The organism is Salisediminibacterium beveridgei (assembly GCF_001721685.1).
In the GTDB taxonomy this organism is placed as follows: domain Bacteria; phylum Bacillota; class Bacilli; order Bacillales; family Salisediminibacteriaceae; genus Salisediminibacterium; species Salisediminibacterium beveridgei.
The window spans coordinates 434533-450811 of sequence record NZ_CP012502.1 but is presented as its reverse complement, the minus strand read 5'-3'; the positions used below and the strand labels follow the sequence as shown (position 1 = coordinate 450811).

Annotated in this window: 13 protein-coding genes and 1 pseudogene; 5 read left to right on the top strand and 9 right to left on the bottom strand. The window is 50.8% G+C overall.

The genetic code is table 11. The annotated features are described in order from the left end of the window. Window positions 1–275 precede the first annotated feature (275 nt). From BBEV_RS01960 to BBEV_RS01950, 3 genes are read left to right on the top strand one after another with little or no spacing between them, the layout of a single operon-like run. Window positions 276–620 carry a PadR family transcriptional regulator gene (locus BBEV_RS01960; protein WP_069363931.1) on the top strand — a complete coding sequence of 115 codons (345 nt, stop codon included), beginning with the start codon at window positions 276–278 and terminating at the stop codon, window positions 618–620. Next, on the top strand, window positions 617–1099 hold the full coding sequence (locus BBEV_RS01955) for a hypothetical protein (RefSeq protein ID WP_069363930.1): 483 nt from the start codon (window positions 617–619) through the stop codon (window positions 1097–1099). Before BBEV_RS01960 ends, BBEV_RS01955 begins: the two co-directional genes overlap by 4 nt. A gap of 1 nt (window position 1100) precedes the next feature. Continuing rightward, window positions 1101–1628 (top strand): permease, encoded by a 528-nt coding sequence (locus BBEV_RS01950; protein WP_069363929.1) that lies wholly within the window; start codon window positions 1101–1103, stop codon window positions 1626–1628. A gap of 54 nt (window positions 1629–1682) precedes the next feature. On the opposite strand, the gene BBEV_RS01945 is transcribed toward BBEV_RS01950, so the two are convergent. From BBEV_RS01945 to BBEV_RS01905, 9 genes and pseudogenes are all read right to left on the bottom strand, one after another. Continuing rightward, entirely contained in the window at window positions 1683–2393 is a 711-nt protein-coding gene (locus BBEV_RS01945; RefSeq protein ID WP_069363928.1) for an N-acetylmuramoyl-L-alanine amidase, read from the bottom strand. Between the two features lie 133 nt (window positions 2394–2526). Beyond that, window positions 2527–3963 (bottom strand): phosphotransferase, encoded by a 1437-nt coding sequence (locus BBEV_RS01940; RefSeq protein ID WP_069363927.1) that lies wholly within the window; start codon window positions 3961–3963, stop codon window positions 2527–2529. A 284-nt stretch (window positions 3964–4247) separates the two neighbouring features. Then, window positions 4248–5180, bottom strand: a complete 933-nt coding sequence (gene rbsB, locus BBEV_RS01935) for a ribose ABC transporter substrate-binding protein RbsB (RefSeq protein ID WP_069363926.1) — start codon at window positions 5178–5180, stop codon at window positions 4248–4250. Between the two features lie 13 nt (window positions 5181–5193). Next, window positions 5194–6180, bottom strand: a complete 987-nt coding sequence (locus BBEV_RS01930; RefSeq protein ID WP_407690256.1) for an ABC transporter permease subunit — start codon at window positions 6178–6180, stop codon at window positions 5194–5196. Next, complete coding sequence (locus BBEV_RS01925; RefSeq protein WP_069363924.1) at window positions 6125–7621, bottom strand: sugar ABC transporter ATP-binding protein; 1497 nt, start codon at window positions 7619–7621, stop codon at window positions 6125–6127. Before BBEV_RS01925 ends, BBEV_RS01930 begins: the two co-directional genes overlap by 56 nt. Window positions 7622–7860: 239 nt before the next feature. After that, the gene (rbsD, locus tag BBEV_RS01920) at window positions 7861–8250 is read right to left on the bottom strand and encodes a D-ribose pyranase (RefSeq protein WP_069363923.1); all 390 of its coding nucleotides are present in this window, start codon (window positions 8248–8250) and stop codon (window positions 7861–7863) included. Then, complete coding sequence (gene rbsK, locus BBEV_RS01915; protein WP_069363922.1) at window positions 8247–9131, bottom strand: ribokinase; 885 nt, start codon at window positions 9129–9131, stop codon at window positions 8247–8249. Before rbsK ends, rbsD begins: the two co-directional genes overlap by 4 nt. Beyond that, a pseudogene (locus tag BBEV_RS01910) lies at window positions 9118–10111 on the bottom strand (LacI family DNA-binding transcriptional regulator). Before BBEV_RS01910 ends, rbsK begins: the two are co-directional and overlap by 14 nt. A gap of 236 nt (window positions 10112–10347) precedes the next feature. After that, window positions 10348–12741, bottom strand: coding sequence for a penicillin acylase family protein (locus BBEV_RS01905; RefSeq protein WP_069363921.1), 2394 nt, complete (start codon window positions 12739–12741; stop codon window positions 10348–10350). Between the two features lie 280 nt (window positions 12742–13021). Here BBEV_RS01905 and BBEV_RS01900 point away from each other — a divergent pair, with 280 nt between their 5' ends. Then, a complete protein-coding gene (locus tag BBEV_RS01900; protein ID WP_069363920.1) occupies window positions 13022–14809 on the top strand; it encodes a helix-turn-helix domain-containing protein in 1788 nt (595 codons plus the stop codon). A 179-nt stretch (window positions 14810–14988) separates the two neighbouring features. Then, window positions 14989–16269 (top strand): Zn-dependent hydrolase, encoded by a 1281-nt coding sequence (locus BBEV_RS01895; RefSeq protein ID WP_069363919.1) that lies wholly within the window; start codon window positions 14989–14991, stop codon window positions 16267–16269. Window positions 16270–16279 lie beyond the last annotated feature (10 nt).

Below are 16279 nucleotides of genomic sequence, written 5' to 3'. Positions count from 1 at the left end.
CATCTGATTGATCAGTGCCCGCAACGATCCAATGATGTGCCTCATCCTTCTTTTCATCTGCCGTTTGTCCATGAATCACCGATTTTACGCCACACACCGCCCTTCATCCGCTGTTTGTCCAATATGACCTGTTTTCGTGCCACATCCCGCTCCTCATCCGCTATGTGGCGAAAATACCAAATTACCTCTCTTCTGGGGACAAGCACTGTTATTGACATGTCACTGTTACATACAGTAATATGTCAACATCAGCAATCAAAAAGGAGTGTTTCCCCATGACCCGATTTCAACAAGGCCGACACACATCAGCCTTCATCCTGCTTTTGTTAAACGACGGCCCCGCATACGGCGGCCAGCTCCTCAGCCGCCTGGACGACGAATTGCCCTGGAACCCCATCGACAGCCCGAGCTTATACCGGACCCTGAAGCAACTCGAGGAAGCCGGGGACGTCACGTCCGAATGGGTGCAGGCCGGGGATGACCGCCCTGTGAAATGGTACCGACTCACCGAAACCGGCCGCAGCACCCTGCAGGCTTTTCACGAGGATATCCGCCTTCGTGCGATGAACCTGCGCTACTTTTTGGACAAATACGAGCAACAAAAGGAGGACCCGGAATGATCAGTGGCATCGTTCTCTACTCTCTTGCCATCCTTTTACTGTTGGTCTCCTTTAGTAAAGACCGGGGCAAAACCGCATCTGCCGTCAAAAAAGCCGGGATGATTTTCAAAAACCTGCTCCCGGAAATCCTTGCCATCATGCTGTTCGTCGGCTTGTCCCTCGCGATTATGACGCCTGAGGTCATCTCCGGCATGATCGGTGCCGAATCCGGGATCATCGGAGTGACTCTCGCAACCATCATCGGCTCCATCGCGATGATTCCAAGCTTCGTCGTCTTCCCGCTCGGCAGCACCCTGCTTGAGAGCGGTGCCGGGTACCCGCAGGTCGCAGCGTTCGTCGCGACGATGATGAGTGTCGGTATCGCGTCACTGCCCATGGAGCGAAAAGTCTTCGGCACCGAATTTGCCATCAAACGAAACCTCTACGCGCTCTTATATACGCTCTTGTTCACGGCACTGATCTGGGTGGTGTATCTCTGACATGACATTCGTCAAACGCTATCAATGGTTTCTCATTATCCTCGCTGCCTGGGCGATCCTGTTTACCGTCAACCGGACGGCAGGGCTTGATGCACTGTCGATTACCGGCAACAGCCTGTTGGACATGATCTCCCTGTTGCCGCCGATCCTGATTTTTGTCGGACTTTTGGACATCTGGATCAAAAAAGAGACCCTCATGAAATACATGGGGCCTGGCTCCGGCATGACCGGCACAGGCATCGCTTTTTTACTCGGTTCTATTTCTGCAGGCCCGTTATACGTTGCTTTCCCGGTCGCCGCGATGCTCTTGAAAAAAGGGGTTCTCGTTCGAAACGTCGTCTTTTTCCTCGGCGTCTGGACCGTTGCCAAGCTGCCGATCCTGATCTATGAAGTCGCCTCGCTCGGCCTTACCTTCACTGTGATTCACGTCGCATCCGGCCTCGTGTTCTTCTATTTTCTCGGGATCTGGTTCGAGCGGATGTTCAAACAGGACAAGCTCTTGCAGTACGACCCATCAGCGAATACATGAACCAGGACCCGGATCAGCCTCATGCAACTGGCTGCCGGGTCCTGCCTCTGCCGATCAAGCATCCTTAATAACAAACGCCTCGAAACCGGCTTGTTTCAGACGGTTCACCTGACGCTTTGCAAGTGGCTCAGTCGAAAAGGCACCTGCCTGCACTTTGAACAACTTTTTGGACTGGGGTTTTTGCGGCACCGGAGCAGCTCCTTTTTCCGCCAAAGCCAGGCTGACCGCACGCCGGAAGGTCACGACCGACTCCCCGTGCCGGGAAAACCAGTGCCCCACATCCGCAGAATTACTGGCAACCCCCTGCCTGTGCCCTTCGGTATGATCGAGAATGGCACTTGCGGTAAACCCGTAGTCCTCACAGAGCAGCACACACAAGTCCACGGCCCGACGCCAGACGGCCCGAAAATACCGTTCCTGCGCCGATGCATCATAGCCCACCAGCTGAAAGCCGTTCCGGTACCTGAACCCGCCCGGCTCACACAGTTCGATGCCGATATGCGTATTGTTCGCCGCACCGCCTGCGTGCCACCCCCGGTGATTCCAGGGCAGATACTGCCACGATTCTTTGTCATCCACAAACGCATGCACACACACCTGCCGGCTCATCTCACCCGCCCGGTACGATTTGTTCCAGCGGGAAAACCACGCTGCCGCTTTCACGCCGGGCGTGGCTGTCGAGTGGATCATAATCCCCTTCGGTACAATCTTCCGCCCGGCCTTGTAACAATCATTTCGCGTCATGTATTTTGTCCTGACTGTCATATCTCTCAACCCCCTTCCTACTGTAAGTACCTGTTGAGTGGACTGAAGGGGGAATGCAGCATCATCCAGTAAAATAAAGAAACCTTCCTGAAGTACGAAAAGACCCCTTTCCCAGGGGCCCGGGATCCAGGGGTCAACGCATGGCGTCCGTCAGGAAACTCACGATGTTATACAGTTGCCGGTAATGATCACGGATACTGCTCTCCAACGCTTCGCCGGTTTTCTTATCCGTCACCGACGGGATATGGCGGACCGCCATCATGAGCGCCACCATGTAGCGCCATTCTTCCCAATCATACTTCGCCCGAAAAGCGGATTCCTCCAAATACAGTTTCGCCAGCTGTTCGATAGCCACCGGGCTCCTCAGATGACCGAGATAACTGCCGAGATCAAAGCCCAGTGGCAACAGGCCACTCACATCCCAATCCACTACGACCAGACGGTCATTGACCGTGTCGCGCAAAATATTGGCCACATGAAAATCCCCATGCGAAAGAACCAGTTCGGCTTCGTCAAAATCTTTCAGGAGCCGCTCCATCTGCTCTTGCATCTTCGTCAACCCGCCGCTGAGCTCGGCATCATGTCTGACGAACGTATGATTTTTCAAAATCTCCACGCTTGTTGGCAGCTGATCTCTCTTTGACTTCACATAGCCGTGATGAACCATCGACCCGAGCCGGCGTTCATACTCCGGACGGATTTCGAGCTCGTTGATGCGCCGGAGAATGGCTACCGCCTCGCGGTGAAATACCTGATTTTTCACGACCGGCTTATGCTCGATAAATTCAGAATAAAAGACATGATACACCTTCGTGATGATTTCCCGCTTCTCTTCAGGGACCACATCGGACAGACCGCTTGCCATGTACCGGTAAAACAGCCCTCCCCGAAGCAGTGCCTCAGATCCTTTTTTCAGCGGTTTTTCAAACATCGGTTCTCCGTCAATCCATACCTTGCGAATCAGCGCCTTGCGGTGATGCAGCATTTCGATTTGTTCATGGTCGCTGATTTTCATCAGCTGTTCTTTTACACCCAGCCCGTCTGAATACAATTCATTCAGCTGAAAGGTCCGGCAATAAATCCAGAACACTTTTTTCAAATAGGCTCGTTCTTCACTCACCACCAGAAATGCCCGCCAATACTCGTTGAGCTCTTCATTCGCCTCTCCGGATTTCAAGGCCAGTCCCGTCAGTAAATACAGTACTTTCACATTCATATTATTTTTCAAATAGGCCATACCCATGTCCCACGCTTCTTCAGGTCGCCCGTTTTTCAACGTCAACTCGATCAAGACCGGCCCGATATTCTCATCGGCCTCCGGTGAAATCCCGTCAAGTTTCAGGCTGTATCTCAAACTCTTTTCCGCCCGTTTCGGATGGCCCGATCGCAAAAACAACCAGCCGAAGGCGCGGTAAACCACCGACTGTTCCTCACCGATCTTCAGCGCTTTATTCAAACTTCTCTCAGCCAGTTCGAACTCCGATTCCCTGCGGTACTCCTGTGCTGCCCGGATTTGGGCATACACTTTCTCTTTTTTCTTTTCCTTTTGCTCTTTGCGAAACCAAAGCATAACCAACCTCCCACCAAGCGGTTCGTTCTCAAAATTCAGTCAGCCACATTATACACCAAGACCGTTTAAAGTATGAATGCTTTTTTTTCAGAATAGAATGATTTTTTTTCGACAAGAAATGACTTTCTGGTACGTACCGGTAAGTTATACCCGATTTTGAGGTTTCACTTCGAAAAACGGACCCCCGAACACTGGAAATCATGACGATGTCAAGCGCAAAAAGACACGAAACTGATTTCAGCTTCGTGCCTCTCTTACATTCAGATCACAATCCAGTACTTCAATTAACGCACCAGTTCCAAGTCAACCGGGATAAAGTCATCCACACTCTCTTCGTTGGCAATGGCCAACGCTGTATCAATCGCAAATTCTCCAATCACTGTCGGTTGTTGAGCTACTGTTCCTTGCAATCGACCGCTTTCCACAGCTTCAACAGCATCATCTGTTGCATCGAATCCGATAATGATCAAATCATCCCGCCCCGCTGCTTCTGCTGCCTCTAGTGCACCAAGCGCCATCTCATCATTATGCGCAAACACGCCTGCCAGATCAGGATTACCCTGCAAAATATTTTCCATAACCGTCAACCCTTCAGCTCGGTTGAAATTTGCAGTCTGTGCAGAAACAATCGTTAAGGCATCCGAAGCGATGTTGTTGAATCCTTCGCCTCGTTCACGAGCTGCAGAAGACCCTGAAATCCCTTCAAGTTCAGCAACTTCAGCTCCTTCACCGACCAGTTCTACCAACAGTTCCCCTGCCATTTCGCCGCCTGCAACGTTGTCTGAAGCAATGTGCGCGGCCACTTCACCGCCATCGGCACCACGATCGACGGTAACCACAGGAATGCCAGCACTGTTTGCTGCTTCAACTGCTGCTGCTACCGAAGTGGAGTCAGTCGGGTTAATCAGAACGACATCTACACCCTGGGTAATTAAATCTTCCACGTCATTGATTTGCTTCGCATCATCATCTTGAGCATCCACCATAATCAATTCAATCCCCAGCTCATCTGCTTGTGCTTCCGCACCTTCTTGAAGAGTAACAAAGAACGGATTGTTCAATGTGGAAATCGAAAACCCTACAGTAATCTCCCCACTTCCTTCATTTCCTCCATCCGCATCATTGTTACCGTCGTTGCTCGCAGGACTCTCCGTCGAACACGCCATTACAATGAAACCGAATACCATCATCACAACTACCAACATTGTCTTCTTCATGTTTCCATCCCCTTTACGCATTTTTTTTGCGATCCAACAATACTGCAAGTAGAATCACACTGCCTTTGACAACTTGCTGAAAGAATGAACTGACTCCAATAAGATTCAAGCCATTATTCAGCACACCTATGATCAAGGCACCAATTAATGTGCCGACGATCCATCCACGGCCTCCAGTGAGGCTTGTTCCACCCAAAACAACTGCTGCTATCGCATCCAGTTCATACATCTGTCCTGCAGTCGGCTGGGCCGATGAAAGACGAGATGTTAAAATCGCTCCAGCCAGTGCTGATAGAAAGCCTGTCAGCGAATAAACGTAAATCTTCACCCGATCCGCATTGATTCCGGAAAGCACTGCAGCTTCTTCATTTCCTCCCACTGCATAGACGCGTCGTCCGAAAGTGGTCTTTTTCAAGATCACGTACAGAACCAGGAATGACCCTAACATCGTTAGTGCCGGTACCGGAATGCCAAACAGATAACCCTTGCCCATCATGTCAAAGAAAACCGAGTCACCTAAACCTGAAACAGGCCGCCCATCAGTAAACATGAGCGTGAGTCCCCGAAAAATAGTCATCGTAGCCAGTGTTGCAATAAAGGGTGCAACCTTCCCTTTTGCAATAACAACACCATTAAAAGCTCCGAGAAGAGCTCCAACAATCAATCCGATTAACACAGCGATCACCGGATCAACACCTGAAGCCATTAAAGTCGCAGTAACGGCACCCGATAAAGCGAGAGTTGAACCGACGGAAAGATCGATCCCTCCCGTCAAAATAACAAAGGTCATGCCAAACGCGATTAATGCGTTGATGGAAACCTGACGCAGCACATTCAGCAGATTGTTCGGCGAGAGAAAACCAGGATTAAGTAATGTGATGATAACGACAATCAGTAACAGGCCGATCAGCGGCCCCAAAGCGACGAGAAGCCCACCCAGACTTTTATTTCTGAACATGTTTATCTCCTCCTGTTGCGTAATGCATGATTTTTTCTTCAGTCAATTCATCATGATCGAGCATACCCGTCTGCTTTCCTTCGCACATCACCAGTACACGATCGCTCATACCAATGATTTCAGGCAGTTCGGACGAGACCATAATAATCGCCACACCGGAAGCGGACAAATCACTAATGATTTGATAAATTTCTTTTTTGGCGCCAATATCCACCCCTCTGGTTGGTTCATCGAGAATGAGGATATCCGGCTTGGTTGCCAACCATTTGGCAATAACCACCTTTTGCTGGTTTCCACCGCTTAGCGATTTAACAGCTTGATCTTTACTCGTCGCACTGATTGCAAGCTTGTCCTTCATCTCATCAAATAATGCATCCTCTTGTTCACTGATCATCCAGCCTCGTTTTGATAAATCAGCCAGGTTTGTCATATTCAGATTATTTTTAATGGAGAACCCGACAACCAATCCTTTGGATTTCCGGTCTTCCGACACAAAGCCTATCCCGTGTGCCATCGCTGACTGAGGCGAATTCATACTGACAAGCTGACCGTTGATGTGAATTTCTCCTGATGATTGCTTTCGGTAGCCAAACAAGGTTTCCACAAGCTCTGATCGCCCTGCTCCCATCAACCCGGATATTCCGAGGATTTCACCGCGGTTCAATTTAAACGAAACCTTATTAAATTCCCTTTCCCGAGAAAGTTCCTTCACTTCAAGGATCGTCTCACCTATCTTGTGCTCCACTCTTGGAAAACGTTCACCAAGATCACGTCCCACCATCAAACTGACAATCTCATCAAACGTAGTGTCTTTCGTCTTCCTGGTGCCCGTATATTGACCATCACGCAAAACTGTGATCCGGTCACAAATGGCAAATATTTCTTCCATCCGGTGCGAAATATAAATGAATGCAACACCTTTCTCCTTCAGTTTCTTAATGGTCTGAAACAATGTCTCAATTTCTCGTCCTGTAAGCGCCGCTGTGGGCTCATCCATGATGATGACCTCTGCGTTAGACATTAATGATTTGGCAATCTCCACAAGCTGCTGCTTTCCAACGGAGAGATTCTTAGCCAATGTCGTCGGCTCGACAGTAAGCCCTAACGCATTTAACTGCTCTTGAGCCAGGCGGTTCATTTCTTTTGTCTTCATCCAGCCAAATTTACCGGCTGTGATTTCATTTCCGAGAAACAGATTTTCTGCCACCGACAGTTCCGGGAGAATATTCAACTCCTGATGAATCACTGCAATGCCATCCTTCTCTGCATGTTTCGGATGAGTATACGTGACTGCCTTTCCTTTCACTTCAACCTGTCCGCTGTCCCGGCTGTAAACGCCTGAAAGAATTTTCATCAAGGTGGATTTCCCCGCACCATTCTCGCCCATTAACGCATGAATTTCGCCCTCTTTTAATTCAAATTGCACATCTTTCAGTACGTGATTGGAACTGAAAGATTTATTAATGCCCGTCATCCGGATCATAATCAGAGGCCTCCTTTACTTGTATGACACTTCTTTGAAGAAAACCTGGGCTTATCGCCAAGCTTAAATGGCGAAAGCCTTTGTTGCGCTTATTCTTCAATCCATTAGCGAACCTAAACATTCCTATGAAGTATTAAAAATGACTTACTTGTCAGATGGCTTATTTCTTTTTGTACTGTTCAAGCTTGCCGTTGACGTTCGGATGTTGTTATTCACATGTATGCATTTACGACAGAGAATCAAAAAGTCACACCGGATTGTAAAATCACATTGGAAAATGGTGTATTTTCGCCCGTTCTGATAATCACTTTTGCATCGGCAGTGAGTTTTTTAAAAGTCAAATGAGTAACAAATTCATGATCAATCTCCAACGTTGCCATATGCCGATACAGGTTGGAATTGAACTCTTTCATCTCCTTGGCCAAGATCATTTTTTCCACTTCAAGGTCTTCGAGTACAATCCTTACTACGTCCTTAAACGCTGGAGTCCCTTGTTCAAGGGATAAATCGACGCATAAGACATGATCGGGAACAGGTAAGCCACAGTCCGCAATGACCACTTGATCCGTGTGACCCAGGCTCGCAAAAATTGCCGCCAAATCTCGATTTAAAATGCCCTTTTTCTTCATGACTGTCCCTCCTGTTCTTGTATGAACTTTCTCAGTTCCGCCATTGTCGGCATACCCGTTTGCGCGCCAAGTTTTGTCACTGATAAGGCACTCGCCGCATTCGCAAATCGTATTGCTTCTTCCAGCGAAGCGCCCTGTGCCAAATGGACAGCCAATGCCCCGTTAAATGTATCACCAGCACCTGTCGTATCCACTACATCTACAGAGTATCCCGGGACGATAACCGGACGTTCGTTGTGATAATAGAGCACGCCTTTTTTACCTTGAGTGACAATCAAACGATCCGTATGTTCCATGTTTAATGAAAGGTCTCTTTCTTCCGTTTCATTCGGTGTCAAATAGCTCACCTGTTCTAAAACTTCCTTCGTCAAAGGCTGTACAGGTGCAGGATTCAAAAGGACAGGGATGCCGTTGCTCTTGCAGTAACCGGTTACATATTCAATCGTCTTTACTGGAATCTCGAGCTGCATGATGACCATGTCACTTCGGTCCAACACGTCCAGACATCCTGAGAGTCGTTCCTTAGTTACCTCGGAATTTGCTCCTGGAACAACGATAATGCGGTTGTCCTGTTCAGACAACGTAATACTTGCCATCCCTGACGAAGAACCTGTAACCGGTTCCACATTTTCAGTATGAATCCCCTCACTTTGCAGGTTTTTCAAAAGAACATCTGCAAAAGGGTCATCTCCCACGCAGCCGATCATCGTGACCTCCGCGCCGAGCCTTGCTGCAGCAACCGCTTGATTCGCTCCTTTCCCTCCTGGGATCATTTGAAAGTCCTTGCCCATCACGGTTTCACCTTGTTCAGGGCTTCGATCGGCTTCAACCACGATGTCCATGTTGATACTGCCAACAACTGTGATTTTAGGTTTTCTCATGGGTTTCACTCCTTGTCGTCTGTCGAATGATCAGTTCGGTATTTAGCTTATACATCGATTGATCCAATGGCTTTTTTTTCAATTTGTTTGATTAACAGTCTTGCTGAAACAGCGCCCATTTCATAAATAGGCTGTGCAACTGTTGTCAGTGAAGGAACCAGCATTTCTCCAAGTGGAATGCCATCGAATCCAATCAGCTGAAGATCCTCAGGTATACGGACGCCCAGCCTTCTCGCTGCTTTCATCACCCCGGCTGCCATGACATCACTGCTGGCGAATACGCCGTCGACTTGCGGGTATTTTTTTAACACATCGTAAATGACGTCTTCCGCTTCATTGATACGAAAGCCGGCCTCTAGGACCAAACTCGCCACACTTCTGTCCTCCGTGGTTGCCTTAAAACCTTCGTAGCGCTGATCTGCCGGATAAACGCCCCGAGGACCGCGAATGTGCACAATAAACTTACATCCAGAGTCGATTAAATGGTTCGTCGCATCTTGAGCACCCTGTTTATTATCCGAAACAACCGTTGGAATAGTATCATTAATAATACGATCAAGCGCCACAAGGGGAAGATCCAACTGTTCATATTCTTCACGGGACAAGTGATTCGTCGTCAATATCAGACCATCAATATACTTTTGCATCAAAGCATCCAGGTAATGACGCTCTTTCTTCTCATCTTCATCCGTATTACAAATCACAACGGTATAACCATAGGTTAAGGCTACATCCTCGACTGCCCGTGCAAGCTCGGGGAAAAAAGGATTCGAAATATCCGGCATCAAAAGTCCAATCATTTTTGATGATTTATGGTATAACGAACGCGCAACAGAATTCGGTTTATAGTTTAACGCGTTAATTGCTCTTAAAACCGCTTTCTCTGAATCTTTGCCGACATACCCCTTATTATTGAGTACTCGTGACACTGTAGCCACAGACACATTTGCATGTTTAGCTACGTCTCTAATGGTTGACATTCACTTCACATCCTCGTTTCTGTAACCGGTTACACAAAACTATAATATAACATCAGCCGTTTGTCAATAGCTCGATTTTGATATTTTTACCCTCTTATCTGTGCGCTCCCTTATACCTTTTCGAAGAAACATGCAGATCCAATCTGATCAACTGGATCTGCATCAGCAGCACGATGAAAACCGAACCATGAATCACAGAGCATGATCTTCTTTTTCACCGTCTTTTTCTGCAGCCCTTACTGATCACCGCTTCGTAACCTGAGCGTGTGCGCGGTCTGCCAGTTCGCCATATCGCTCACATGATACGCCCCGTCCACCCAGCGGGAAATCTGATCGTCGTACCAGTCGCTGCGGTAATGCCCGGACTGCCCCGGACCCACGATATGATGCCCTTCGAGAGGCTCAGCCATATCATGCACAAAGCGCCACCCCGCACCGTGATTCACATGCTCTTCATCGCCCCGCTTCGAGGCCGCCTGCACCGTCACATGACTCCCGCCAAGGGACTTTGGTTCCACCGGATTAAAGAAACGGTCGAAGAACAGAATGCCGGAGAGGGGATGGGGGAAGTAGACCTTGTTGTCATCCCCCCACTGCCACGCTGACACGTCACTGCCATGCTCGTCTTCCAAGTGCTCCACGGCATTCACAAAACTCTCATCCATGAGCTCCTCCAGTCCACCGTGGGCCATGATCCAGTGCCCCGGATTCCCGTCAGCCGCTTCCCGTAAAAGCGTATCCGTCGTCTGCCCCCTTGCCGAAAACAACTCGAGAATCTCTTCATCAATCACGTCGTACAACAAGCCCTCCACGGCGTCATACCAGCGGTCAAAAATCAGCGGTGCCGCCGCTGATACCTCGTCCACGTAATCCCAATCCATCAATTGTGCCAATGCATCTGTTTCGATCTCCCGCCGCGTTCCTTCCGGGAGATATTCAAGAAACAGCGTGACAAACTCCCGGGCCTTCAGGTTCTCCTGATCCATCTGCAAGGCCTGCATATCTGCCACCGTAAAATCGTCCCCGCTGTCCAGCACTTCAAAGATCCGCTCATAGCGGTACGGCTGCGCCCAGACGTGACTGATATGATACGGGTACACGTCCGGGTCAATGATCTCGTTGTTCGCCGATGCAACGAACCCTTTTTCCGGATCAACGACGGTCGGCAACTCATCAAAGGGGATGTAGTCCCTGAGTTCATAGTCAGCATCCCAGCCGGGCATCGGCAAAAGCGCATCGTCCCCGTCTTCATAGATCGGAATCCGGCCGTTCGCCTTGTAGGCGATCGTCCCTTCCTGATCGGCAACGACGAAGTTCTGTGCCGGGGCCTGGAACTGCTCCAACGCCACTTCAAATTCATCCCACGACGCTGCCTGATTAAACTGCAGCACCGCCGCCAGTTCTTCCGTGGCGTCAAGCGCTGTCCAACGAAGCGAAAAGACCTGATCCATCTCGCCCGCGGCTTCCTCCATGAATTCGGACATCACTGGTCCGTGGCGCGTTTCCACCACTTCATAAACCACAGGGTCTTCTCCGGACACTTCGATCACTTCCTCAATCACGTCCGCCTCTTCCCACTCATCGTCAAAACGGAACTGATACGGGTCATCGGGGTTCCGCTCTTCCAGATAAAGCTGCTGCACGTCCGGCCCGACGTTCGTCACGCCCCAGGAAAGATGTTCATTGTGCCCTAAAATCACCCCCGGAATCCCGGCAAAAATCACCCCGGACACCTCATAGGTTGGTGAGGAGAGCTGCACCTGATACCAGATGGATGGCGTGGACAGCCCGAGATGCGGATCATCTGCCAAGAGCGGCTCCCCGGAAGCGGTTTTCTCACCGGACACCGCCCAGTTGTTACTGCCGTTAAAAGCGTCCGGGATGATCGCAGACGTGAGTCCCGCCGTGACATCCACATACTCTTCTTCCAGTATATTTCTCATCCGCCCTTCCGGGTAGGCGGGGAACAACTCCAGTGCCGCATCCTCATCAAAATGGTGCGCCGCGTAATAGTTGAACGCCTGACGCTCCCAGTGGCCGCCCAAATCATAGGCCATGTATTTGCCGATGGTCAGTGAATCCACCACCGTCCATTCTGCCAGTTCACTGTGGCCCATCAGCGTAAATTCAAAAGGCAGCGCCCGCTCATTTTGAGCATGTTCAATATATGCATTCACCCCGTCAGCATAGGCCTGGAGCACGTCCAACACATCATCGTCATAGAGCGCAAGGGACTTTTCCGCGGCTCTGTGAAGCCCAAGGGTCCGGAAATATTTGTCCACGTCGATGGCATCTTCCCCCACGATCGCAGACAGTTCCCCCGACGCCTGCCGCCTCGCCATTTCCATCTGAAACAGCCGGTCCTGCGCCGTCACAAACCCCTGCGCCATGAACAGATCCCGGTCCGACTCCGCCACAATCTGCGGAATCCCGTTGGCATCGCGGTTCACTTCCACGTCCCCATCGAGACCGGACAGCGTCACCTCCCCGTCAATTTCCGGCAGTGCCTGATTGATCTGCAGGTGAAAATAAATCGCTGCGCCTGACAGCACCAGTACCAATACCAGAAGCAATCCGCCAACGCCTGCCCCCAGCTTCTTTTTCCATGACCACTTTGCCTGTCCCTTCATCTGAACGCCCCCAATTTATTCTGATGAACACATTATCCATCCATTGTAGCAGAACTGGAATGAAAGCGCTCTACCGGGATATTTGAATCTTTTGATTCAACGATCCGGCAAACGAAATCAGGACATCAATCCCAAACGGCAGCCAAATAACGCCTCTCATCCGCTGTTTGACCACGTTTTACGACGTAGCCTCATCCGGCTCCCCTCATCATGTCCAACTTGAATGAATCGGTCCGTTGTATTATGCTTGTGAAAATCGATTCGCCCGGAGGGAATGCCGATGAGTACGGAGAAAAAACTGCTCAGTCTGATCAATGCCGCGAGAGTACTGACGTCCACGCTCGATCTCGACGAGGTGTTGACCAATCTCATTCAAGAAGTGCTGAACGTCATTGACGGCGCTAACGCCAGCGTCCTGTTTCTCTATGACGAGAAAGCCGGGACCCTCTATGCCAAAGCCGCCGTCGGTTTCGACATGACCCACCTGCAGCACGCCCGCCTTGCACCCGGGGAAGGCCTGAGCGGTTCTACGTTCAAAGCGCAGAAAGGGCAGATTTTCCGATCGTCTGATGAAACAACGAGGCAGATGGCAAACATCCCTCCGGCTATGAAAGAGGTGTACGGCCGATCCCTCGGCGTCTACATGGTCCCTGCCAGCGCCCTGTCCGTCCCGTTGTTCTCGAAAGGCAAGGTCATCGGCGTCTTAACCGTGGACATATATGAAAAGGATGCGGCGTTTGATGACGAGAACCTGCAGCTTCTGGAAACCTTCGCGGCACAGGCGGCCGTTGCCATCGACAACGCCACGATGTTTTCACAAAACCAGCGCACGAACCGCATCCACGAAGAGCTGAGCCAGGCCGCTCTCACCCGCGGCGGCATCGGGGAAATCACCCGCCGGCTTGCCGATATTCTCCAGCTCGGCGTGGTCGCTTTCAATGACTTTTTTGACCTTCTCGATGGGTCGCACCCGACGGTAATCGCTTCAGCAAATCAGTTCCTTCAGTCCCGGCGGGAAAACCTTCGGCATTACGTAAGCCCCGAAACGGTCAGTTCCCTCTTCGGAAAAAGCAATGACCGCAGCGTCGAGGGCGTCTTTTTCCCGCTGCGCTCTGAAGAACGGACTGTCGGGTACGTGATGATCTTCCTCGAAGAAGACGAAAGCATTGATCCGCTGGACCGCTTTGCCATTGAACAGACGAGCGTAATCTTCACGATGGAATTGAACCGCCGGGTGCGGGACACCCTGAACGACTGGCGCCATTCCAGTGCGATGCTCGATCAAATCATTCACGGCGAATGGAACACACAAGTCATCGCAAACCTCGAAGCACTCCCGGTATTTGCAAAAATTCCGCTTCGTATGATCGTCTTGCATCTTCACCTCGAGACCACCCACCTCCGTTTCAATCAGGTGCTGCAGGAAAAAGAGGACATCCTCCGCCTCATATACCGGCGCGTCTCGCACCATCCATGTCAGTCCTATATTCTCGATGATTCAACTGCCATCACCATCCTGTTCGTCATCCCGCAGCATTTGGATGCGGGAAACGCATACGACGAACTGCGCGGGCTTTTTGATACTGTTGCCAAAGAAGCCGGGCGCTACCACCAGCTTCCGGTAATGATCGGGATCGGACGCATTGTCCATCAGGTCAGCCAGCTCCGTACAGGCTACCGTGACGCCGTGAAAGCAGTGGAATTGATCCAGAAAAGCAAAACCGATCGCCGGATCGTGACCTATGATGAACTGGGGGTGGAACGGCTGCTTTTAAGCACGGAATGGAGCGAACTTGCGGAGTTTGTAGAAAGCAGCATTGGTCCGATCATTCACTATGACACCAAAAACAGCGCCAGTCTGGTGGAGACACTGACCGTTTATCTCGAAAATAACCAGAACATGGCAACCACCGCCAAAGCACTGTTCGTCCATGTCAACACCGTGAAATACCGGCTCGGCCTGATCAAAGACCTCCTCGGGATGGAATTCATCAAAGGCCGGCACGCTTTTGAACTGCAGCTTGGCATCTACATCCACCAATACCTCCACCAGCAAAGGAAACCGTGAACACCAAGACAGGCGATCCGCCTGTCTTTTGTCTGTTTCCCACAATAAAATCCTTTCACGTTTGTGCTTTCACGCCATACCATTACCGGGGAAATATTCATATAATTCTAAACATAAAGAAAACTAGTCCTGAAACGAAAAGATCACTCGAAGCACGTCAAATCGACTTGGAGGCGGTTATGTACAAACGATTAATGGAAAGCTATGATCCTGCCAATGACAAAAACGGCGTCAGCGGCGAACGGATCGCGTTCAGGCTTCATGCCCTGTCACAAATCGGACTCGGGGACCGGTACAGCTGTAACCGGGTCTCGTTTTCCAAAGAGGAACAGCAGGCGAAAGAACTCGTGATGCACTGGATGAAAGAGGCCGGCCTGGACGTCCGGCAGGACGGGGTGAACAACGTCATTGGCCGTTTAAAAGGGGCCACGTCTGAAACCACCATCATGTCCGGCTCGCATCTGGACAGCGTCCCCAAAGGCGGGCAATTCGATGGCCCCTTGGGCGTCATCAGCGCCCTCGAAGTCGCCCAGGCCTGGAAAGATGAAGGGTTTGTCCCCGCTAAATCCTATGAAGTCATCGTATTTACCGACGAAGAAGGCGCCCGTTTTCAAAGCGGACTTTCGGGAAGTCAGGCGATGGTTGGGGAATGGAACCTCGAGAAAAAGAAGCGCCTGCGCGATCAGGAAGGCAAAACCTTTGAAGACGTGCTGCAGGAAAATGGCCTCTCCTTTCAGACCCTGGCGGATGCCAAACGGGACTTCAGCGAGGTGGAAACATTCGTTGAAGTTCATATTGAACAGGGCAAGCGTCTGGAAAAAGCCGGACTTCCTGTCGGTGTGGTAGAGGGCATCGCCGGCCCCTCCTGGCTCGAAGTGATTTTCGCAGGTGAGGCCGGTCACGCCGGGAACACCCCGATGAACGACCGGAGCGACGCCCTCGTAGCGGCAAGTCAGTTCATCAGTGCCGTCGAGTCCCTGCCGCCGGATTACAGCCATTCCGCTGTGGCCACGGTCGGTCAATTGAGCGTGTCACCCAACGGGGTCAACGTCATCCCCGGGGAAGTCCGCCTCACCGTCGATATCCGCGACATTCATAAAAAACACCGGAACGACCTGAGGGACCGCATTCGAAACGTCGCCAAAAAAATCGCCGAACGTCGGGCGATCGACGTCAGTGTCGATGAAATCATGTCCGAAGATCCTGTACCCGTGACTGAAGCCCTCCAGCAAAAAGCTGCTCAGGCCGTCAAAGCCGTCACCGGCAACCCGGCGCTGCATCTTCCGAGCGGCGCAGGTCATGACGCGATGATCATCGGCAGAAAGACCGATATCGCCATGCTTTTTACAAGAAGCCAGGACGGCATCAGCCATAACCCGGCGGAATGGTCGTCCCTGAACGATTGCGTCGTCACTGTTCATGCCCTGAAGACACTCGTAGAAGACTTAATCAAAGGATAAGAGAGGATGA